The sequence below is a fragment of the Mucilaginibacter puniceus genome (assembly GCF_054783175.1).
Genome location: NZ_BAAGRB010000002.1, coordinates 415921 through 436878, shown reverse-complemented (window position 1 = coordinate 436878; position 20958 = coordinate 415921). Strand labels below are relative to the sequence as shown.

At 39.1% G+C, this 20958-nt stretch carries 20 protein-coding genes; 4 read left to right on the top strand and 16 right to left on the bottom strand.

Annotated features, from left to right (window positions below; all coding sequences use genetic code 11):
• Positions 1-32: 32 nt before the first annotated feature.
• A complete protein-coding gene (locus ACYVJ6_RS08865; RefSeq protein ID WP_460693697.1) occupies positions 33-605 on the top strand; it encodes a Maf family protein in 573 nt (190 codons plus the stop codon).
• Here ACYVJ6_RS08865 and ACYVJ6_RS08860 read toward each other — a convergent pair.
• From ACYVJ6_RS08860 to ACYVJ6_RS08835, 6 genes are all read right to left on the bottom strand, one after another.
• On the bottom strand, positions 594-1523 hold the full coding sequence (locus tag ACYVJ6_RS08860) for a Ppx/GppA phosphatase family protein (protein ID WP_460693696.1): 930 nt from the start codon (positions 1521-1523) through the stop codon (positions 594-596). The genes ACYVJ6_RS08865 and ACYVJ6_RS08860 overlap by 12 nt on opposite strands.
• Positions 1524-1641: 118 nt before the next feature.
• Positions 1642-2808 carry a molecular chaperone DnaJ gene (dnaJ, locus tag ACYVJ6_RS08855; protein ID WP_460693695.1) on the bottom strand — a complete coding sequence of 389 codons (1167 nt, stop codon included), beginning with the start codon at positions 2806-2808 and terminating at the stop codon, positions 1642-1644.
• A gap of 114 nt (positions 2809-2922) precedes the next feature.
• Entirely contained in the window at positions 2923-3498 is a 576-nt protein-coding gene (locus tag ACYVJ6_RS08850) for a nucleotide exchange factor GrpE (RefSeq protein ID WP_460693694.1), read from the bottom strand.
• A 130-nt stretch (positions 3499-3628) separates the two neighbouring features.
• A complete protein-coding gene (locus tag ACYVJ6_RS08845; protein WP_460693693.1) occupies positions 3629-4312 on the bottom strand; it encodes a cell division ATP-binding protein FtsE in 684 nt (227 codons plus the stop codon).
• 5 nt (positions 4313-4317) lie between these two features.
• Positions 4318-4521 carry a fructose-6-phosphate aldolase gene (locus tag ACYVJ6_RS08840; RefSeq protein WP_460693692.1) on the bottom strand — a complete coding sequence of 68 codons (204 nt, stop codon included), beginning with the start codon at positions 4519-4521 and terminating at the stop codon, positions 4318-4320.
• Between the two features lie 75 nt (positions 4522-4596).
• A complete protein-coding gene (locus ACYVJ6_RS08835) occupies positions 4597-5643 on the bottom strand; it encodes an acyl-CoA reductase (RefSeq protein WP_460693691.1) in 1047 nt (348 codons plus the stop codon).
• Between the two features lie 102 nt (positions 5644-5745).
• Between ACYVJ6_RS08835 and ACYVJ6_RS08830 the strand changes: the two genes are divergently transcribed.
• Positions 5746-6099, top strand: coding sequence for a 4Fe-4S dicluster domain-containing protein (locus ACYVJ6_RS08830; RefSeq protein ID WP_429376594.1), 354 nt, complete (start codon positions 5746-5748; stop codon positions 6097-6099).
• Positions 6100-6200: 101 nt separating this feature from the next.
• Positions 6201-6965: a C40 family peptidase gene (locus ACYVJ6_RS08825; RefSeq protein ID WP_460693690.1), complete on the top strand. Its 765-nt coding sequence runs from the start codon at positions 6201-6203 to the stop codon at positions 6963-6965.
• Here the strand turns inward: ACYVJ6_RS08825 and ACYVJ6_RS08820 are convergent.
• The 10 genes from ACYVJ6_RS08820 to ACYVJ6_RS08775 form a co-directional block, all read right to left on the bottom strand.
• Positions 6962-7870 (bottom strand): WD40 repeat domain-containing protein, encoded by a 909-nt coding sequence (locus tag ACYVJ6_RS08820; RefSeq protein ID WP_460693689.1) that lies wholly within the window; start codon positions 7868-7870, stop codon positions 6962-6964. The genes ACYVJ6_RS08825 and ACYVJ6_RS08820 overlap by 4 nt on opposite strands.
• A gap of 70 nt (positions 7871-7940) precedes the next feature.
• A complete protein-coding gene (gene hisIE / locus ACYVJ6_RS08815; RefSeq protein ID WP_460693688.1) occupies positions 7941-8528 on the bottom strand; it encodes a bifunctional phosphoribosyl-AMP cyclohydrolase/phosphoribosyl-ATP diphosphatase HisIE in 588 nt (195 codons plus the stop codon).
• A gap of 102 nt (positions 8529-8630) precedes the next feature.
• Positions 8631-9386, bottom strand: a complete 756-nt coding sequence (gene hisF / locus ACYVJ6_RS08810) for an imidazole glycerol phosphate synthase subunit HisF (protein WP_460693687.1) — start codon at positions 9384-9386, stop codon at positions 8631-8633.
• A gap of 70 nt (positions 9387-9456) precedes the next feature.
• Positions 9457-10206 carry a 1-(5-phosphoribosyl)-5-[(5-phosphoribosylamino)methylideneamino]imidazole-4-carboxamide isomerase gene (locus ACYVJ6_RS08805; RefSeq protein WP_460693686.1) on the bottom strand — a complete coding sequence of 250 codons (750 nt, stop codon included), beginning with the start codon at positions 10204-10206 and terminating at the stop codon, positions 9457-9459.
• 6 nt (positions 10207-10212) lie between these two features.
• Positions 10213-10803, bottom strand: a complete 591-nt coding sequence (hisH, locus tag ACYVJ6_RS08800; RefSeq protein ID WP_460693685.1) for an imidazole glycerol phosphate synthase subunit HisH — start codon at positions 10801-10803, stop codon at positions 10213-10215.
• A gap of 13 nt (positions 10804-10816) precedes the next feature.
• The gene (hisB, locus tag ACYVJ6_RS08795) at positions 10817-11959 is read right to left on the bottom strand and encodes a bifunctional histidinol-phosphatase/imidazoleglycerol-phosphate dehydratase HisB (RefSeq protein ID WP_460693684.1); all 1143 of its coding nucleotides are present in this window, start codon (positions 11957-11959) and stop codon (positions 10817-10819) included.
• Positions 11956-13002 carry a histidinol-phosphate transaminase gene (gene hisC / locus ACYVJ6_RS08790; protein WP_460693683.1) on the bottom strand — a complete coding sequence of 349 codons (1047 nt, stop codon included), beginning with the start codon at positions 13000-13002 and terminating at the stop codon, positions 11956-11958. Before hisC ends, hisB begins: the two co-directional genes overlap by 4 nt.
• Before the next feature lie 102 nt (positions 13003-13104).
• Positions 13105-14394 (bottom strand): histidinol dehydrogenase, encoded by a 1290-nt coding sequence (hisD, locus tag ACYVJ6_RS08785; RefSeq protein WP_460693682.1) that lies wholly within the window; start codon positions 14392-14394, stop codon positions 13105-13107.
• 97 nt (positions 14395-14491) lie between these two features.
• Positions 14492-15343, bottom strand: a complete 852-nt coding sequence (gene hisG / locus ACYVJ6_RS08780) for an ATP phosphoribosyltransferase (protein ID WP_460693681.1) — start codon at positions 15341-15343, stop codon at positions 14492-14494.
• A 247-nt stretch (positions 15344-15590) separates the two neighbouring features.
• A complete protein-coding gene (locus ACYVJ6_RS08775) occupies positions 15591-16076 on the bottom strand; it encodes a D-glycero-alpha-D-manno-heptose-1,7-bisphosphate 7-phosphatase (RefSeq protein ID WP_460693680.1) in 486 nt (161 codons plus the stop codon).
• A 357-nt stretch (positions 16077-16433) separates the two neighbouring features.
• On the opposite strand from ACYVJ6_RS08775, the gene gltB reads away from it, so the two are divergent.
• A complete protein-coding gene (gene gltB / locus ACYVJ6_RS08770) occupies positions 16434-20951 on the top strand; it encodes a glutamate synthase large subunit (protein WP_460693679.1) in 4518 nt (1505 codons plus the stop codon).
• Positions 20952-20958: the final 7 nt, after the last annotated feature.

Genomic DNA, 20958 nt, shown 5'->3' with positions numbered 1-20958 from the left:
TGAAAGGTAAAAGCAGAAAGCTAATAATCGTTATGACAAAATTTCCACCAATCATACTGGCTTCTAAATCCCCGCGCAGGCAGGAATTGTTGACGTTGATGGACCTGGATTTTCGTATTGTACTTAAGGAGGTTGACGAATCATACCCTGATGATTTAACTCCAGAAGAAATTGCCGTTTATATAGCCCAAAAAAAAGCTGAAGCTTTTGATGAAATGGTAGGAGATGAAATAGTACTTACCGCCGATACCATAGTCAGTATTGAAGGACATATATTAGGCAAACCCGAAACCGAACATCATGCTGTTGAAATGCTGCAAATGCTGTCGGGAAAAACGCATCAGGTAATTACCGGTGTTTGTTTGTTTTATAAGCACCAGTATCATAGTTTTTATGAGGTGTCAGAAGTTACCTTTCGTGATATGAGCGAGGAAGAGCTTAGGCATTATGTAACCAAATACAAACCCATGGATAAAGCCGGCTCATACGGCATACAGGAATGGGTAGGAGTTACCGGCATCAAAAAAATTAATGGGTCATACACCAACGTAGTTGGACTACCCACGGAGCGTTTATACCAGGAATTGGTTAAACTAACCCGCTAACATAGCGGCCGCAACACCTTCTTTTAACGAATTGGTTGATAAAGCAACTCTGTAAATATTTAACTTTTGCATCACAAATCTAGTTACCAGGCTTGCTACTACAATCATATCTACCCGTACAGGAATAATGCTTTTGGTGTTTTTTCTTTCCTCGTGCGATGAATTAATTAATTTATCGGTTACCCCTATCAGTTCATCGGTATCAAAAGCATAATGCTTGATAGTTCTTATATCAAAAGGATTACCTTTTTCGGCTTCTATAACCTCGGCAAAAGTCTCAAACGCTCCCGATGAGCCTATTAGATCAATGATCTGGTAATTGCCAACTGCGGACAACATATCCGCCAGGCGGTCTTCTAAATAAGTATTAAGTCTATCTATTGCTTCTGCAGTAATAGGATCAACCTGATGAAATTTATCCATCAGTCGTGCCGCACCAATTTCAAAACTTTGTTTCCACATCATATCTTCTTCATTACCCAAAATAAATTCTACACTACCACCGCCAATATCCATGATTAGCGAATTTTGTTTAGATAGGCAACCGCCCGCTTTTACACCGTTATAAATATAACCTGCTTCTTCATCGCCATCTATTGTTTCGATATGGATGCCGGTTTTAATTTTCACTTCATCAATAAATTCCTGTCCGTTGCCTGCGCTACGCAGAGCAGAAGTAGCTATTGCTTTAATATGCTTTACATTATGTTTTGCTATTTCTTCGCTAAACTCTTGCATAGCTTTTACACCACGTTTATAAGCGTTTGGTGCTATAAGGCCCTTGTTTATACCGCCTTCGCCCAGTTTGGTAGGGTTAGTAGTTTGAAATAATATATGTGGATTTGAACCATCGCCTTCGGCAATTAATAAATGAAAAGTATTTGTGCCGAGGTCCATTACGGCAATTGGTTTACCCATATGATTGTGTTGAATCAAATATACAATTCAAAATAGTAAATGTTTAAAAAAGCAAAAAGCCCATGAATAAATTAATCATGAGCTTTAGCTTTTCCTTTCAGCTTTATCCTTTCACTTTTTATTCAAAATATTCCTTCATCCGTTCAAAAAAGCTCTTCTCGTTTTTGCCCGGGTTAGGTTTAAAGTTAGGCGAGTCCTGTAATTTTTCTAATATGGCCCTTTCCTCACTATTAAGCGCTTTAGGCGTCCAAATGTTAATATGGACTAACTGGTCACCGCGGTGATAAGAGTTCACCTCAGGCACGCCTTTGCCTTTTAAACGCAATATTTTACCGCCTTGTGTTCCGGGATCAATTTTGATCTTGGCTTTGCCATCAATGGTAGGTATTTCAATACTTGTACCCAAAGCCGCGTCAATAAATGATATATGCAGATCATATATCACATTATTACCATCGCGCTTTAAGGTTTCGTGCGGTATCTCTTCAATTAATATGATAAGGTCGCCGGGTACACCGCCTCTTGGGGCAGCATTACCTTTGCCGCTCATACTTAGCTGCATACCTTCGCTAACACCTGCAGGCACATTAATGCTAATGGTCTCTTCGCCACGCACCACACCATCGCCATGACAAACTGTACATTTTGAAGTGATGGTACTGCCTTCGCCATTACAGGTAGGGCAGGTGCTGGTAGTTTGCATCTGGCCCAAAATGGTATTGGTTACACGCCTTACTGCTCCCTGGCCACCACAAGTTTTACAGGTTTGAAAAGATGATTTATCTTTTGCACCTGTACCATCGCAGGTTTTACATAATACTTGTTTGTTTACTTTTATTTTCTTTTCGGTGCCATTGGCAATCTCATCAAGTGTTAATTTTACTTTAATGCGCAGGTTACTGCCACGCGCAACGCGTCTGCCCCCTTGTCCCTGGCGGCCGCCGCCGCCACCGAAGAAACCCTCAAATGGGCTACCGCCACCAAATATGTCGCCAAACTGGCTAAATATGTCTTCCATATTCATGCCTCCGCCGCCATAGCCGCCACCGTTGGCAGATTGTGCGTTAGCTGCATGGCCAAACTGATTATAACGCTGGCGCTTCTCCGGGTTGCTTAAAACCTCGTAGGCTTCTGCCGCTTCTTTAAATTTTTCTTCAGCTGCCTTATCACCCTCGTTTTTATCAGGGTGATATTTAATGGCCATCTTACGATAAGCTTTCTTTATTTCTTCGGCATCGGCACCTCTGGCAACGCCAAGCACATCGTAGTAATCTCTTTTAGACATCTTTTATTATTTCGGATTTCGAAATTTCAATTTCGGATTTTCAAATTATGCATATCATGTTTTTAGATGTTCAATTTTCCTGAATTGAAAATGAACATCCGAAATTCAAATCACTTATGCTCCAACAACAACCTTAGCAAAGCGTATAACGCTGTCATTCAGGTAATAACCTTTTTCCATTTCATCTATTACTTTACCTTTCATATCATCGGTCGGTGCAGGGATATTAGTTATAGCTTCATGCAGGTCGGCATCAAATGCATTACCAATTGATTCCATAGGTTTTAATCCTTTTTGCGAAAGGATATTATTTAGCTTGTTTTGAACCAATACAACACCTTCTTTAACAGCTGTTACATCAGTAGCAGCTTCCATTGATTTAATGGCACGTTCAAAATCATCCAGCACAGGTAATAGCGAAACAACTATTTCTTTTCCTGCAGTTTGTAAAAGTTCAATACGTTCTTTAGTAGTACGTCTTCTAAAATTATCAAATTCGGCATATAAGCGTAGGTATTTATCATTAGCTAATGATAATTCTTCTTTTAAAAGGTCCTCCGGTGATTTTTCATCCAATGCGCCGTTTTCCTGTTGTGGCGTCTCTTCCGAATTAGTATCCATATTTTCACTTACAATTTCAGGTGTATCTGAATTATTTGTTTTCTTCTTCAACATGTCGTTAAAATTCATAGTAAATACAGCAAGTCAAGTATCTTGCCATTGTGCAAAAGCCGACAAGCTGTCAGCGATAATATTTTTTTGAGGTAGACATGTCAGTATACTATGCTAAAGTAGCAGCATCATGACATTAAGGAAAAATTTAAGCTATTTGTACATCCTCCAGCACTTTACCGTTTTCGCACTTAATTATGCGCGAAGGGAAGGTGCGGATAATATGATAATCATGTGTGGCTACAACAACAGCTGTGCCCGATTGACTGATTTGCTTAAGTAATAAAACAATTTCCTCTGATGTATCAGGGTCAAGGTTGCCTGTTGGCTCATCTGCCAAAATAATTTCGGGATCGTTTAACAAGGCACGGGCAATAACTACACGCTGTTGTTCGCCACCTGAAATTTCATGAGGCATTTTTTTCAATTTCGAACGTAGTCCAACTTTTTCCAAAACATCCAAAATACGGTCGGCAATTAATTTTTTATCGGTCCAACCGGTTGCATTTAAAACAAATTGCAGGTTTTGTTCAATTGAACGGTCCGTTAATAATTGAAAATCCTGGAAAACAATACCCAGTTTACGGCGTAAAAATGGAACATCATTATCTGTAATTTTAGTGAGGTCATAGCCGCAGGCATGCCCCGATCCGGTAGTAACCATCAGATCGCCATAAATAACTTTTAGCAAGCTACTTTTACCTGAGCCCGTTTGGCCAATCAACCACACAAAGTCACCTTTATCAATATGCAGGTTAACTCCAGATAACACCAGGTGCTTTTGCTGAAATATGTTAACACCGTTTAATTTTATAATCGAATTTCCAATCATGGTAATTATAGTTCTAATTTTAAGATATGTCCAAAAGGCAGGTCCTTAACAATATTCATAATATATTCAGCTTTATCGCCCAGCCCTGCTTTATCTAACGATTTATCAGGGCGGTCAACCCTAAAATAAGCTAAAAGCGTAAACTCATCGTCCCTAAGCTGTACATAATCAGGTATTTTGGCAACGCCTTTAACTTTAATAATATACATTTTTTTCAGTCATTAGTCATTTGCTTCGCGTCATTGGGTCATTTTAAATTATACAATGACCTAATGACCAATGACTCAATGACCATCATCAAAGGTATAAAGATTTGACAAAAAATCCATTGTATCTATACCATCAGCATAATCCCATAAAGCAGGTTGCTGGCTCATCCCAAAATTCACCACCTGGTTAGGTATTTGTAACGGTAATGCGCTTACTACGCATTGTATTTTATCGCTTACCTCATTTATTTTTTGCCCTGCAGATGATAAATCGTCATAATATTCAAAAAACAAAACAGCTAATGGCGATACCCAATTTTCATCCTCTTTAACCAGTAAAAAGCCGTTGTCTAAATGTTTGACCATATTTACCAGGTAGATGGATTTATTATAATCATAATTGTTGTTGTATTTATTATGATTGATAATGGGGTAGTAGGATTGTATCGACTCAAAAAAGAAAGTAAAATTATAATCTTTAGGTACTAATAGTTTGGATACATTACGGCAACCTAAGCCATAATAATCAAAAATATCATGGCCCAGTTCCGCTAATTCAACCGCTGTTTCGTTTCCGGTTAATACGGCTACACTGTTGCGGTTTTTGCGTATAATGTGCGGTACTTTGCTAAAGTAATATTCAAAATATCTTGAAGTATTATTACTTCCGGTTGCTATAACCGCGTCAAAGTTTTCTAATCGCTCAACAAAACTATATTGATCGCCCAAACCCGGTTCTATTTCAACCAGCTTATTTAATATATGCTTTATCAGGCGTGCATCCTGTGCTGATGCTTTTATCAGGGCATGATTGCCTGTGGATAGCACACAAAGCACATCATGAAAGCCAACTAATGGGATATTCCCAGCCAGTATTAATCCTATCTTTTTGCCGCCAATATTGGTATCAATTTGATATTTACTTAACCAGGCTGTTAAATCAGCTGCATTTAATGATTTTCCTATGGCTGTAACCGCCCGTTTTACATTTTCGGGCGTGAACCAGGCGTTATAATGATGTTCGCTTTCTATAACTACTAATAGTTGATCATCAGGGTTTAATAAATATTCTCCTAATGCCGAAAATGCATTTACCAGTTGTGTTGTTTTTAATTTTGACATATATATGGTTAAGGATTGAAACTGTTAAATCCTTTTTTTGTTATATTTGCACTTTGTAAGTACGATACAAAGTTAATTGAGAATATAAGATATTATAAAAATATGGCGATTATAATCACCGATGAATGTATAAACTGCGGAGCTTGCGAACCCGAATGCCCTAATAACGCTATTTATGATGCAGGTGCTGCATGGCGTTTTTCTGACGGAACGGATTTAAAAGGTGTTATTGATTTTGGCGATGGTGTTACTTTAAATGCCGAAGAAACACAGGCCGCTTTATCTGACGATATTTACTATATAGTACCTGATAAGTGTACTGAGTGTGTTGGCTTTCATGATGAGCCTCAATGCGCGGCGGTTTGCCCGGTTGATTGCTGTGTTGATGATGAGAATGTACGTGAAACACGCGAAGAGTTACTGGCCAAAAAAGACTGGTTGCATATAAACGGATAATTATTTATTCATTTTATAAAAAAGGGGGTACATTTATGTAGTCCCTTTTTTATTTATAAAACTTTTGTTGCCTTTTATCGTATAATAGTCAACTTAAAATTATGGAATACGGTATTTGTAATTTGGCTATTGTACCCATGCGTGCCGAACCAAACGAACGCAGCGAAATGGTATCGCAGATATTGTTTGGCGAAGCTTTTGAGATTTTGGAGTGGAGGGATAATTGGGTACAAATTACTACCGCATTTGATAACTACACAGGTTGGATAGGTAGATTACAATTTACAACGCTGGGCCAGCAATTATACGCACAACTTAAAGAAAATCCGCCCCACCTTACTTACCGCCCTGTTACACAAGCATGGAAAATAGCCGACAATAGTATTGTATATCTTCCTGTCGGTGCATCGTTGTCATTTTTAAAAGGCACAACTTGTAATATAGGCCATGAAAGATTTGAAATAATTGGACAGGCCGGAGAGCAAGACACTATTGATATTGTTGCCAAATCGTTTTTAAACGCACCTTACTTATGGGGTGGACGCACACATTTTGGTATAGATTGTTCTGGCTTTACACAAGCCGTATTCAGGTTATGTTGTGGCATTAATTTGAAGCGTGACGCTAGTTTACAAGCAGAAGATGGAAAGACTGTAAACTCATTGTCAGACATTAGGTTAGGTGATTTGGCTTTTTTTGATAATGCCGAAGGAAAAATAACCCACGTTGGCATTATGTTAAATAAAATGCAAATTATACATGCTTCGGGAAAGGTTAAAATTGATCTGTTGGAGAATAAGGGTATTTACTCAGAAGAGCAAAAACGTTATACTCATAAACTGAAAGTTATTAAGCGTTATATTTAAAAATTAATATCCCACACGATAATACGCTTATCATCACCGGTAGATATCAAATGGTTGGGGCCATCCCACACTAATTTATTAACTGACAAATGATGTGTTGCAAAACCCTTTTCGCGACTGATAACTTTATACAATTTAAAATCATCCGACCCCCAAATTTTAATACTTTTATCCATGCTGGCTGTAGCGAAGTAGGGTTCGGTAGGATGGAAGGCGATATGATTAATCGCAAATAAATGGGCAGGTATATTTTGCTTTAATTCAAAAGTAGTGGTATCCCATAGTTTTACCTGTGCATCACGGCTGCCTGATACTAAATAATCTCCCAGTAGAGAATATTGTAAAGAAAATACAGCCATACTATGTCCCTGTAAAGTATTAAGTAAGGTATAATCTTCCAGATCATAAACTTTTACCTGGTTGTCACGACAACCAAAAGCTACTTGTTTTTCATCAGGAGATATACTTATACAGCGTACAGTATCTGTAGATACTTGAATTGTGTGTACCAGCTGTAATGTATTTAAACTCCATACAGAAACAGTCCCATCTTCAGAAGCTATTAATAATTCATTTTTGTTATTAATTGATTTAATATCAAAAGCAGGTTTTCGGTGATGCCTAAGGGGGGGTAATAATTTCTGTTTAATAAAATCAAAAACCAAAACCTCGCCACTACGAAGGCCGGTAAACATTAAAGGATAATCTACAGGGCAATGAATACTGTATACAGACGCTGCAACCGGAAACATGACCTTAATAAAGGAATTTGTTTTTAAGCTCCACTCCACAACGCCTTTATCATTACCCCCGGTAAATAAAATACCCGGCTTTTGCGAAAGTTCCATCGCGAAGATGGGGTTGGAGTGTCCGGTAAGTTCAGCTATTTTTTCTACAGTGATCATTTTGTTGGTTTATAGTCCATAGACCATAGTCCATAGAAAATCCATGGACTATTGACCGTATACCATGGACTTATTTGTGTCTTTCCGCTAAGTTTTTAGCAATAACATCTAAGGTTAAACCTTTTTCGCGAAGCAAAACCAATAAGTGAAATATCAGGTCAGATGATTCATTGATCAAATCGGTTTCTGTTTCGGCTAAAGCAGCGATTACCGTTTCAACACCTTCTTCACCAACTTTTTGGGCTATTTTATTCAAACCTTTTTTACGCAGTTTATTTACGTACGATCCTTCTACCGGATTTTCATAACGGTCAGCTATAATTTGCTCTAACTGTAATATAAAATTTTGATTGTAATCTGTATTAAAACAGCTACGGTTGCCGGTGTGGCAGGTAGGGCCATCAGCTTTAACTTTTATCAATAAAGTATCGTTATCACAATCCAGATGAATACTTATTACATGCAGAAAATTATTGCTGGTTTCGCCTTTTGTCCATAAGCGGTTTTTTGAGCGCGAAAAAAAGGTTACAATATTTTCCTTAATGGTTTTATCATAGGCCTCCTGGTTCATGTAACCCAACATTAATACTTCTAATGTTTGGTTATCCTGAATAACTACCGGCACTAAGCCATCTGTTTTGTTGAAATCGATATTCATTTTTCTATTCAATAATGTCATTTCGAACAAAGTGAGAAATCTATACACATGCTAATCAATGCATGGATTCTCTTCTTACCTCGTCGAAAGGACAAGTGGGAATTATATTCGTACTTCTATGCCGTTGCTTTTTAAAATCTCTTTTAAATCAGGTATCAATATTTCGCCATAATGAAATACAGATGCGGCTAATGCTGCATCTACATTACTTTGCTGAAATACATCAACAAAATGCTGAACATTACCCGCACCACCTGAGGCTATAACCGGGATATTGACTGCGTTGTTAACCTGTTTTAGTAAATGGTTATCGAAGCCGGCTTTAGTGCCATCATGATCCATTGAGGTTAATAATATCTCGCCAGCACCCCGACTTTCAGCCTCTAATATCCAGCTTAAAGTTTCTTTTTCTGTTGGTATGCGGCCACCATTTAAGTGGACTATGTTTTTACCGTCATTTAAACGGGTATCAACAGCGATGACTACAAACTGCACCCCAAATGCTTTAGCCAGTTCATCAATTAAAGCCGGGTTACGCACCGCTGCCGAGTTAATGGATATTTTGTCGGCACCAGCATTTAAAAGCGCATCTGCATCGGCAATTTCATTTATACCGCCACCAATAGTAAAAGGTATATTTATTTGCCGGGCGACTGATTTTACCAGTTCCACCATCGTTTTACGACGCTCGTGTGTTGCTGTTATGTCCAAAAATACCAATTCATCGGCACCCTGGTTGGAATAGTTCCAGGCCAGTTCCACCGGGTCGCCTGCATCACGCAGATCAACAAAGTTTACACCTTTTACAGTACGACCATCTTTGACGTCTAAACAGGGAATAATTCTTTTAGCAAGCATAAATTATGAAATAGTCAATGCATCCGTAGAGATTATCAAGCTACGTCCGCAATGACGTTAAAGAGTTGGGTTATATAGACATTAAACTCTCCAAATTCCAGTTTTTAACTTCATCAACTGTAATATGCCCTTCGTATATAGCTTTACCTACTACACACGCCTCTATTTTATAATTGCTTAACTCTTCAATATCTTTCATTGAACTTACCCCGCCAGAAGCGATCAGTTTAATGAATGGAGAATGGTCCAGCAGTTTCTCATATAATTCAATACCTGCGCCACCTAATTTGCCATCTTTATTAATATCAGTACATAAAAATCGGAAAAAACCAAGGGCTAAACATTTGTCAACATAGTCCATCAGTTTAATAGGTGAACTTTCCATCCAGCCTGAGTATTTAATCACCTCATCTAACACGTCAATAGCAATAACTACCTGGTCCGAACATTTATCGCGTCCGCAAACAGTTTTGCTTAACTCATCTAAAAAAGTAGGATTAGTAATAGCCTGTGTGCCTACTATAACACGATGCACTCCTGCATCAATTAATTCCTTAACCTTATCAATGCTGCGTATGCCACCGCCGTACTGCACTTGCATGTCGGTTTTGCGTATTACATCAAAAAGATATTGCTGGTTTGAAAAATCGTTTTTTGCGCCATTAAGGTCAATCACGTGGATAAAGTTGGTGCCGTTTGACTGGTACTTCTCTATCATTTCTTCCAATGAAACGTCGTAAGTAGTAACTTGTTGATAATCACCTTCGCGTAAGCGAACCACTTTCTTATCCAATATATCTATCGCCGGTATTATATACATGTCTTTTTATAGTTTTGAAAAATTAGTCAATAGTTGTTCGCCATACTTGCCGGATTTTTCCGGGTGAAATTGTACGCCGTAAAAGTTATCCTGCCAAATTGATGCCGAAAATTTAATATTATAATTAGTTGATGATAAAGTATATGCGTTATTGTACTCAATAAAGTATGAATGTACAAAGTAAAAGTGTGAACCCGCAGGAATATTTTTAAAAAGCGGACTATCTTTTTCAGTAAAAACCTGGTTCCAGCCGGTATGGGGTACTTTGTGATTTACATCGCTACTAAACTTTAAAGTTTTTATGGGGATAATATTTAATAGATTAGAATCGCCCTCTTCTGAATACGAAGTAAGTAATTGCATACCCACACAAATACCTAATGTTGGTTTTTTAAGCGCTTTGATCTTTGGTACCAAACCGGTTTGCTCCAATTTTTGCATGGCAGCACCTGCGTGGCCAACACCGGGTATAATGTATCGGTCATATTGCTCCAGATCTTCCTCACTGTTCACCATTCCATAGGCTATGCCCAACCGCTCTAAAGCAGCCGTTAATGAAAAGATATTCCCCGCACCGTATCTTATAATTCCAATCATTTATCCTTTAACTCTATAACAAGCCTTTTGTTGAAGGTAAAACCATATTATTTACATCACGCTTAACCGCCATTTTAATAGCTTTAGCAAAGGCTTTAAATATAGCCTCAATTTTATGGTGCTCATTTTGTCCCTCGGCTTTGATGTTTAAATTACACTTCGCCGCGTCGCTAAATGATTTGAAGAAATGGTAAAACATTTCTGTTGGCATTTCTCCAATTTTTTCTCTTTTAAATTCCGCATCCCATACTATCCAGTTACGGCCCCCAAAATCAATAGCTGCCTGTGCCAGGCAATCATCCATTGGCAGACAGAAGCCATAACGCTCAATTCCCTTTTTATTACCCAGAGCTGCAGCAAAAACCTCGCCCAAAGCAATACCGGTGTCTTCAATAGTGTGATGTTCGTCAATATGAAGGTCGCCGTTGGCAATAACCTCTAAATCAAGGCTACCATGACGGGCAATTTGATCCAGCATATGATCAAAAAAGTGCAATCCGGTTGATACTTTGGCTTCGCCGGTACCATCCAAATTAAGTTTAATATAAATGTCCGTCTCTTTGGTGGTACGTTTATGTTCAAAAACGCGCTCACCCAGTTTTAAAAACTCATATATCTTTTCCCAATCGGTGGTTTCCAGTGCGATGGTATCTTTAAGATCATCATTAGTGGTAAACTCATGCCCACCAAGGTTCGACTGGTTATTTAACCATATCGCCTTTGCGCCTAAGTTTTTAGCCAGCAACACATCATTACGACGATCGCCTATGGTAAATGAATTTTTAAGATCGTATTTATCTGTATTGAAATACTGAGTAAGTAATGCCGTTCCCGGTTTACGGGTAGGGGCATTATCTTTGGGCCATGTACGGTCAATATATACATCGGTAAACTTTATACCTTCATTTTCAAATGTTTTGAGGATGAAGTTATGTACGGGCCAGAAGTTTTCTTCGGGATGTGCAGATGTACCTAAACCATCCTGGTTGGTAATCATTATCAGTTCATAGTCCAGTTCTTTAGCTATTTTTGATAAGTACAGCAAAGCACCCGGATAAAACTCCAGCTTTTCAAACGAGTCTATCTGTTCGTCAGCCGGCTCTTTGATCATAGTGCCGTCGCGGTCAACAAAAAGTATTTTTTGTGGATTGCTCATTTGAAATTTTGTAAAGTGTTTATCAATATTTCATTCTCATTAGGTGTGCCAACCGTTATGCGTAAGCAGCCCTGGCAAAGTTCAACTTTTGAACGGTCGCGTACAATGATACCCTTTTCTACCAAAAAATTGTAAATTCCTTTGGCATCAGTTGTTTTTACCAGTATAAAATTAGCGTCTGATGGGTAAATATCAACCACAAAATCAAACTTTTTAAGATTGAGTACTAATTTATCGCGCTGTAATAATGTTTCTTTTATCCACCCATTTACCTGGTCAACATTAGCTAAGGCCTGCAAAGCTAATTGCTGCGATGCTTCATTCATGTTATAAGGCGGTTTAACCTTATTCATTACCTCAATGATCTCTTCGCTGGCAAAAGCCATGCCTACGCGCAATCCGGCTAATCCCCATGCTTTTGACAGGGTTTGCAATACTACCAAGTTAGCGTATTCAGTAAGCTCCTGTATGAAAGTTTTTTGCCTGCTAAAGTTAATGTATGCTTCATCAACTACTACCAGACCATCAAAACTTGCTAAAAGGGTTTCTACATCATCACGATTAATAGAATTACCCGTAGGGTTATTAGGCGAGCAGATAAATATCAATTTGGTGTTTTTATCAATGGCTTCTGCTATACCTTCCAAATTCAGTTGAAAATCTTCGGTTAAGTTGACCTTACGGGTTTCAATATCATTAATATTGGCTGATACTTCATACATGCCGTAAGTAGGGGGCACCAGTATCACATTATCTACACCCGGGTTGCAAAAGCTTCTGAATAGGATGTCAATTGCCTCATCGCTGCCATTACCTAAAAATATATTGCGTACAGGTACGCCTTTAATTTCGCTCAGGCGCTTTTTAACGTTGTATTGTAGTGGATCAGGGTAACGGTTGTATGGTTGTTCAAGAGGCGAGCCAAACGCATTCTCGTTGGCATCTAAAAACACACTGGCCTCACCCTGGTACTCATCACGTGCAGATGAATAGGGGGTTAGGTTTTTGATGTTTTCTCTTAGTATGTTATTTATATTAAACATTGTATTAATCTTAGTTGTCTGTCAGAACCATGATTCACTTGAGTGCAGGATGGTAGGATTATAATCATGTAATCTATTAATCCTAAAATCATGGTTCTGACATTAATCATCTTTCAATCTCACACTCACTGCATTTTTATGCGCATGTAAGCCTTCCATATCAGCCAATATCTCAACTGACGGGCCTATATTTTTAACGCCTTCCGGCGATAGGTGCTGAAACGTAATTTTTTTCACAAATGAATCAACCGACACGCCCGAATAAGCCCGTGCATACGAGCTTGTAGGTAACGTATGATTGGTTCCTGATGCATAATCTCCTGCACTCTCCGGGGTTAAATTACCAAGGAATACTGAGCCTGCGTTGATAATGTCATCAGTTATCTGTTGCCATTTTCCAGTAGCCAATATCAAATGTTCAGGTGCATATAGATTGCTAAATTTCATAGCTTCGTCCAGCGTTTTAGTTATAACGATGTATGAGTTATCCAATGCTTGTTTAACAATCTCGGCACGTGGTAAAACTGCTGTTTGTTTTTCAACTTCAACCAACGTTTCTTCCGCGATTTTGGCGGATGTTGTAACCAAAATAGATTGGCTATCAATGCCATGCTCAGCCTGCGCTAAAAGGTCGGCAGCTACGTATTCCGGCTGTGCCGTTTCATCAGCAATTACCAAAACTTCTGATGGCCCCGCAGGCATATCGATAGCCGTGGTAGTGGTAGATTGCACAATGGTTTTTGCTTTAGTAACAAACTGGTTTCCAGGGCCGAATATCTTATCAACTTTAGTAATAGTTTCTGTTCCGTAAGCCATGGCCGCAATAGCTTGCGAACCACCCACCAGGTATATTTTATCTATACCCAATGCTAACGCAACGTAAGCTATAAAGGCGTTAACCTTGCCGTTTTTTTGCGGTGGCGAACACACCACAATTTCATGGCAACCGGCAATGCGGGCAGGTATCCCCAGCATTAAAAAAGTACTTGGCAAAACCGCGGTTCCACCGGGAATATATAACCCAACTTTCTCAATGGGCCTTACTTCGCGCCAGCAGGATACGCCGGGCATGGTTTCTACTTTATCCTCAGCCTTAAGCTGCGTTTGGTGAAACTTATAAATGTTATTGTAGGCAATATCCATCGCGGCCTTTTGCTCCGGTAAAACTGCCGTAGCAATCTCGGTTAGTTCGGCTTTATCTAAATAAAGTTTATCTAAAATAACCTTATCAAACTTACCGGCATAATCAAACAAAGCACTGTCGCCATTTTGCTGTACGGTGGCTAAAACCTCCTCAACTATGGTGCGTATCTCGTTAGCCGGGTCAACATTGCGTTGAACCAGTTTACTGATCTCGTCTTTACTTAAGTCTGAATAGTTATATGTTTTCATTACCTCACCCCAACCCTCCCCAAAGGAGAGGGAGTTTTTAAGTATTCTTTAAACCCTGCTTTAAAGTCCTCCTCTTTGGGGAGGATTTAGGTGGGGTCTATAATATTATCTTTTCAATAGGCATTACAACAATTCCCTGCGCGCCGGCTTGTTTGAGTTGGCTAATACGATCCCAAAAATCACGCTCAGGTATTACGGTATGCACGGCAACCCAACCTTCTTCGGCCAATGGTAATACCGATGGGCTTTTAACACCCGGTAATAGGCCTAATATATCCTGTAAGTTGTCTTTTGGTACATTTAATACTACATACTTGGTTTCTTTAGCACGTAATACCGATTGGATACGCTGTATTAACTCTTGCACCAAATCGCTATTCTCAATATTTTTTGAACCTATCAATACTGCTTCAGACGACATTACATCAGCAAATGGTTTTAAGCCATTGCTTTTTAGTGTGCCGCCGGTTGATACCAAATCGCAAATAGCATCGCTTAAACCTAAACCAGGTGATATTTCAACCGAGCCGGATATGGTGCGAATATCAGCAGTAATACCTTCTTTTTTCAGGAATTTACCCAATATAACAGGGTAGGTAGTAGCGATAGCTTTGCCGCCCAGATCAGCTAATGACTGGATATCATTATTATTAGGTACAGCAATTTTTAATGAACATTTACCAAAACCTAATCGCTGTAAATAGCTTACTTCCACTTCGGTTTCTTCAATAACGTTTTCGCCAACAATACCTAAATCGGCAATGCCGTCTTGTACATATTCAGGAATATCATCATCACGCAAAAAAAGAATTTCGAGCGGGAAATTAGATACAGGAGATATCAGCGAGCTTTTATAATTTTCAAAATTTAAGCCGCAATTTTTAAGTAATTCAACGGATTTTTCGTTGAGCCTACCCGATTTCTGGATAGCTATTTTAAGTGTTTTCACAAATTTGAATTAAGGAACTATAAAAAAAGTATAAACAAGGGTTGTATTTCGCGTAGAAACATACATTATCTGATCACCACATGGTGGTGATGGTTCAAATGAAGATGATGTAGTTTAAAGCTTCCCATTTTTTATATAGTTAATAGATGGATAAGAATTATATGCTGCAAATATAGATAGTAATTACCAAAAACAAAATATAAACAGTATTTTTAGGATTTTGAGGATGAACAGGAATACCTTATACTTAAGCTATCAAATCTAAAACACTGCTTATCGGCTGGTCGCTATCAATTAATATACCCGTAACTCCCGCGGCTGTGCCTGCTTCCACATCACGTTCGCGGTCGCCAATAAAATAAGATTTTGAAGGGTCTATATTATATTTAACAATACCTTGTAATAATAAGCCGGGTTTAGGTTTGCGGCAATCGCAAGGGCCGGTAAACTCGGGGTGGTGGGGGCAATAAAATATGTCTGTAAATTCTACACCATGGCTTTTATAAGTTTCTCTTAACTGCTGGTGCATTTTAGCCAGTTCATCTTCATTATACCAGCCTTTGGCCAAGCCTCCCTGGTTGGTAGCTACTATTAATAGATAACCACGGCCCTGCAGCGTTTTTAAAGCCTCGAAATTATCAAGTATATGAAAATCTTCTACCCGACAAACGTAGTCGCCCATTTCACGGTTTAGTACCCCGTCACGATCTAAAAAAACAGCCTTATTTTTCACAAGTATTAATTACAATTTTAGCAAAGATAGGAAATCTCAAAACCTATTTTTTAATGTTAACTCCATGTATGAAAAACATAAAAAAATCAATTTTACTGGTATTTAACATATTATTTTACTAATTTAGGTTAGGTTTCTGACCATATTAATAAGTAAATAGACTGCCGCGAACGGAAAATTGGTTGTATTAAATTGTAATATAATAACAGATTTATTAACAATTTGATAATTTTGAAACCTTTAAATGTGATATTATTTAAGATATCCTAAAAAGTTTAGGAATATTTTAAAATAAGTATCATATACTGTAACTTCGTGGTTACACCAAATTATATTTTAAAACGGTTAAATTTAAAGATGAATCAAGCTGATTGCGACCAAGGGCTTTACAGGCCAGAATTTGAACACGACTCTTGTGGAACGGGATTTATAACTAATATTAATGGTCATAAGTCAAACCAGATTATTGCAGATGCGCTTACCATGTTAGAGAATATGGAGCATCGTGGTGCATGCGGATGCGACCCCGACTCTGGTGATGGTGCGGGTATATTAATACAATTACCACATGAATTTTTTATGGAAGAATGCTCAAACCTGGAGATCAGTTTACCTGAACCGGGCGAGTATGGGGTAGGGATGATATTTTTCCCGAAAGAATCAGCCGTGAAAAAAGCGTGCCGTACTACTATTGATGCCGCTATTGAAAAATTAGGCTTACATAAATTGGGTTATCGCAAAATTGCTGTAAACTCATCAGTAATTGGTGAAACCGCTCGTAGTGCCGAACCGGATGTGGAGCAAATTTTTATTGCAAGGCCGCATTCAATTACCAATGAAGATGATTTTGAACGTAAATTATACGTATTAAGAAGATATATCAATAAAACAATTACGGAGAGTATGCCGGCAGCAAGGCCGCATTTTTACTTCCCGTCATTGTCTTGCAAAACTATTATATATAAGGGCCAGTTAACTACCTACCAGTTAAGAGAGTATTATACTGACCTTCAGGATCCGCGTATGGCGTCGGCCCTGGCGGTGATACACTCACGTTTCTCAACCAATACTTTCCCGTCATGGAAGTTGGCTCAGCCATTCCGTATGATAGCGCATAATGGTGAGATCAATACCTTAACAGGTAACTTAAACTGGTTCTACTCTGGCTTAAAATCTTATGCTTCTTCCTACTTTACCAGCGAAGAAATGGAGATGTTATTGCCTGTAGTTGATAACGGCCAGTCAGATTCGGCTTGTTTAGATAATGTTATCGAGATATTACAGCATACGGGCCGTTCATTACCACATGTTATGATGATGTTGATACCTGAAGCATGGGATGGTAATGAGCAAATGGATCCGCTTAAAAAGGCATTTTATGAATTTCATGCTACCTTAATGGAGCCGTGGGATGGACCTGCCGCTATTAGCTTTACTGATGGTAAATTAGTTGGTGCTGTATTAGATCGTAACGGATTACGTCCTTTACGTTATACCATTACCAGCGATGGTCGTGTTATTGCCGCTTCAGAAACAGGTACTTTAGAGATTGACGAGAAAACTGTTTTACGTAAAGGCCGTTTACAGCCGGGTAAAATGTTGTTGATCGATACAGAGCACGGTAAGATCATCACCGATGAAGAAATAAAGCAACAAATAGCCTCACGCCAGCCTTATGGTACCTGGTTGGAGAATTATAAAATAAGATTAGGCGAATTGGCCGAACCACGTTTAGCATTTGCTAATTTAAGTGCTGATTCTGTTTTCCGTTACCAGCAGGTATTTGGTTACAGCCGCGAGGATATCGATACCATTATAAAGCCAATGGCTTTAGATGGTAAAGAACCGGTAGGATCAATGGGTACTGATGTACCTTTGGCTATTTTATCTGATAAGCCACAGCATTTATCAAGTTACTTTAAACAATTTTTTGCACAGGTAACCAACCCGCCAATTGACCCGATACGTGAGCGTTTGGTAATGAGTTTAGCTGCATTTATAGGCAATAATGGCAATTTACTGGACGAAGATAAAATGCATTGCCATTGTGTAACGCTTAAACACCCTATTTTAAAAAATCACCAGCTTGAAAAATTAAGAAGCATTGATACAGGTATGTTCCATGCCAAAACTTTGCAAACTTATTTTAATGCCGATGGTCAGCCCGGTTCATTACAAAAAGGTATTGAACGTATTTGCCGTTATGCCGAAGATGCAGTTGCCGATGGTTTTGAAGTATTAATATTATCTGACCGTGCTGTTGATTCAGAACATGCACCTATACCGTCATTGTTAGCGGTATCTGCTGTACATCATCACCTGATCAAAAAAGGATTACGTGGCGCGGTAGGTATTGTTGTGGAGAGTGGTGATGTTTGGGAAGTACACCATTTTGCTTGTTTACTGGCATTTGGCGCAACTGCTATTAACCCTTACCTGGCACAAGCTACTATTGAGAATTTAAAAGAAAGCGGAAATTTAGATACTACGCTGGATACTAAATACCTGTTAAAAAACTACGTAAAATCTGTCAATGACGGTTTGTTGAAAATATTCTCAAAAATGGGGATATCAACCTTACAGTCATACCACGGATCACAGGTGTTTGAGATATTAGGCTTAAATAAAGACGTAGTAAACAGATACTTCTGCGGGGCAGTTAGTCGTATAGGTGGTTTAGGCTTAGATGAAATCGCGCGTGAATCGCTTTGTAAACACCGTATAGGTTTTGGTGCCCGTAGTGAAAGTAATTTATTGCCTGAAGGTGGTATTTACCAGTGGAAACGCCGTGGCGAACAGCACTTGTTTAACCCAACTACTGTACACTTGTTACAACATGCTACACGTAGCAATGACTATTCAGTATATAAAAACTATGCTAAGGCTATAAACGATCAAAGCGAAAAACATTATACTATAAGGGGGCTGCTTGATTTTGCACATCACCGAGAAGCTATTACAATAGATGAAGTTGAACCGGCAGAAAGCATCATGAAGCGCTTCGCTACGGGTGCCATGTCATTTGGTTCGATATCTCATGAGGCACATAGCACCATGGCTATTGCTATGAACCGTATAGGTGGTAAAAGCAATACCGGCGAGGGTGGTGAAGATGAGATGCGCTATGAAGAAATGGCCAGTGGCGATTCAATGCGCTCTGCTATTAAACAAGTAGCATCTGGACGTTTTGGGGTTACATCCAATTACCTTACCAATGCCGATGAATTACAAATAAAAATGGCTCAAGGAGCAAAACCGGGCGAAGGTGGCCAATTACCTGGCCATAAGGTTGACGATTGGATAGCAAAAACCCGTCACTCTACTCCGGGTGTTGGTTTAATATCGCCACCGCCGCACCATGATATTTATTCTATCGAAGATTTAGCGCAGCTGATATTCGATTTAAAAAATGCTAACCGTGCCGCCCGTATCAATGTAAAACTGGTATCAAAATCAGGTGTAGGTACTATTGCAGCAGGTGTGGCTAAAGCGCATGCCGATGTAATTTTAATTGCCGGTTATGATGGTGGTACCGGAGCATCGCCAATAAGTTCAGTTAAACACGCAGGCTTACCTTGGGAACTTGGTTTAGCCGAGGCTCACCAAACCCTGGTACGTAATAAATTACGCAGCCGTGTAGTATTGCAAACGGATGGTCAGTTAAAAACTGGTCGCGACTTAGCTATTGCCGCCCTAATGGGGGCAGAGGAGTGGGGTGTTGCAACTGCGGCGCTTGTTGCGGGTGGTTGTATCATGATGCGTAAGTGTCATCTAAATACCTGTCCTGTTGGTGTTGCTACACAAGATCCTGAATTAAGAAAACTATTCTCAGGTAAACCTGACCATATAGTGAATCTTTTCCGTTTTATGACAGAGGAACTGCGTGAGATCATGGCCGAGTTAGGTTTCCGTACTGTTAATGAAATGGTTGGCCGTGTTCAGTTCTTAAAAGTTAAAGAAAATATTCAAAACTGGAAAGCTAAGAAGGTAGATCTTTCAGCTATACTACACCCGGTTAACAATGCCAAGGGTATGACGCTATATAATAGTGAACAACAAGATCATGGTATGGCTGATATTATTGACTGGAAATTATGGGAAGATGCAAAACCCGCTTTGGCCGATAAAACACCGGTATTTGGTACCTATGATGTGAAAAATACAGATCGTACTATAGGTACTTTATTATCTAACGAAGTGTCAAAAATATATGGCTCGGCGGGATTACCTGATAACACGATAAACTATAAATTCAAAGGCTCGGCTGGTCAAAGTTTTGGTGCTTTTGCCACAAAAGGGTTATCTTTTGAGTTAGAGGGTGAAGGTAATGATTATGTAGGTAAAGGTTTATCGGGTGCGCAGTTAGCGGTATATCCATCACCTGACGCTACATTTGTTCCGGAGGATAACATTATAATTGGTAACGTTGCTCTTTATGGTGCTACAGCCGGCGAGTTATTTATACGTGGTATGGCAGGCGAGCGTTTTGCCGTGCGTAACTCTGGTGCTACAACAGTTGTTGAAGGTATAGGTGACCATGGTTGTGAATATATGACAGGTGGACGCGCGTTAATATTAGGCCCAACAGGCAGAAACTTTGCAGCGGGTATGAGTGGTGGTATTGCATGGGTATATAACCCGGATAATGCATTTGCCGAAAACTGTAATACCGAAATGGTTGATCTGGATCCTTTATCAGTTAAAGATGAGGAGCAAATTACTAATCTGCTACGCAAACACGTAAGCCTAACAGGCAGTAAATTGGCACAAACCATTTTAAATGACTGGAAGAAAGCTTCTACACAGTTTGTAAAGGTTTATCCAAAAGAGTACAAAAAAGTTGTTGAAAAATTAGAATATCAAACTATCAGCTAATAATATA

Coding starts and splice junctions, on each gene's coding strand:
- hisC (WP_460693683.1), bottom strand. CDS start 13,002: ATGTTTAATATAAATAACATACTAAGAGAAAACATCAAAAACCTAACC.
- ACYVJ6_RS08830 (WP_429376594.1), top strand. CDS start 5,746: ATGGCGATTATAATCACCGATGAATGTATAAACTGCGGAGCTTGCGAA.
- ACYVJ6_RS08805 (WP_460693686.1), bottom strand. CDS start 10,206: ATGTATATAATACCGGCGATAGATATATTGGATAAGAAAGTGGTTCGC.
- ACYVJ6_RS08845 (WP_460693693.1), bottom strand. CDS start 4,312: ATGATTGGAAATTCGATTATAAAATTAAACGGTGTTAACATATTTCAG.
- hisF (WP_460693687.1), bottom strand. CDS start 9,386: ATGCTTGCTAAAAGAATTATTCCCTGTTTAGACGTCAAAGATGGTCGT.
- ACYVJ6_RS08820 (WP_460693689.1), bottom strand. CDS start 7,870: ATGATCACTGTAGAAAAAATAGCTGAACTTACCGGACACTCCAACCCC.
- ACYVJ6_RS08840 (WP_460693692.1), bottom strand. CDS start 4,521: ATGTATATTATTAAAGTTAAAGGCGTTGCCAAAATACCTGATTATGTA.
- ACYVJ6_RS08865 (WP_460693697.1), top strand. CDS start 33: ATGACAAAATTTCCACCAATCATACTGGCTTCTAAATCCCCGCGCAGG.
- hisIE (WP_460693688.1), bottom strand. CDS start 8,528: ATGAATATCGATTTCAACAAAACAGATGGCTTAGTGCCGGTAGTTATT.
- gltB (WP_460693679.1), top strand. CDS start 16,434: ATGAATCAAGCTGATTGCGACCAAGGGCTTTACAGGCCAGAATTTGAA.
- dnaJ (WP_460693695.1), bottom strand. CDS start 2,808: ATGTCTAAAAGAGATTACTACGATGTGCTTGGCGTTGCCAGAGGTGCC.
- ACYVJ6_RS08850 (WP_460693694.1), bottom strand. CDS start 3,498: ATGAATTTTAACGACATGTTGAAGAAGAAAACAAATAATTCAGATACA.
- hisB (WP_460693684.1), bottom strand. CDS start 11,959: ATGAGCAATCCACAAAAAATACTTTTTGTTGACCGCGACGGCACTATG.
- ACYVJ6_RS08860 (WP_460693696.1), bottom strand. CDS start 1,523: ATGGGTAAACCAATTGCCGTAATGGACCTCGGCACAAATACTTTTCAT.
- hisH (WP_460693685.1), bottom strand. CDS start 10,803: ATGATTGGAATTATAAGATACGGTGCGGGGAATATCTTTTCATTAACG.
- hisD (WP_460693682.1), bottom strand. CDS start 14,394: ATGAAAACATATAACTATTCAGACTTAAGTAAAGACGAGATCAGTAAA.
- ACYVJ6_RS08825 (WP_460693690.1), top strand. CDS start 6,201: ATGGAATACGGTATTTGTAATTTGGCTATTGTACCCATGCGTGCCGAA.
- ACYVJ6_RS08835 (WP_460693691.1), bottom strand. CDS start 5,643: ATGTCAAAATTAAAAACAACACAACTGGTAAATGCATTTTCGGCATTA.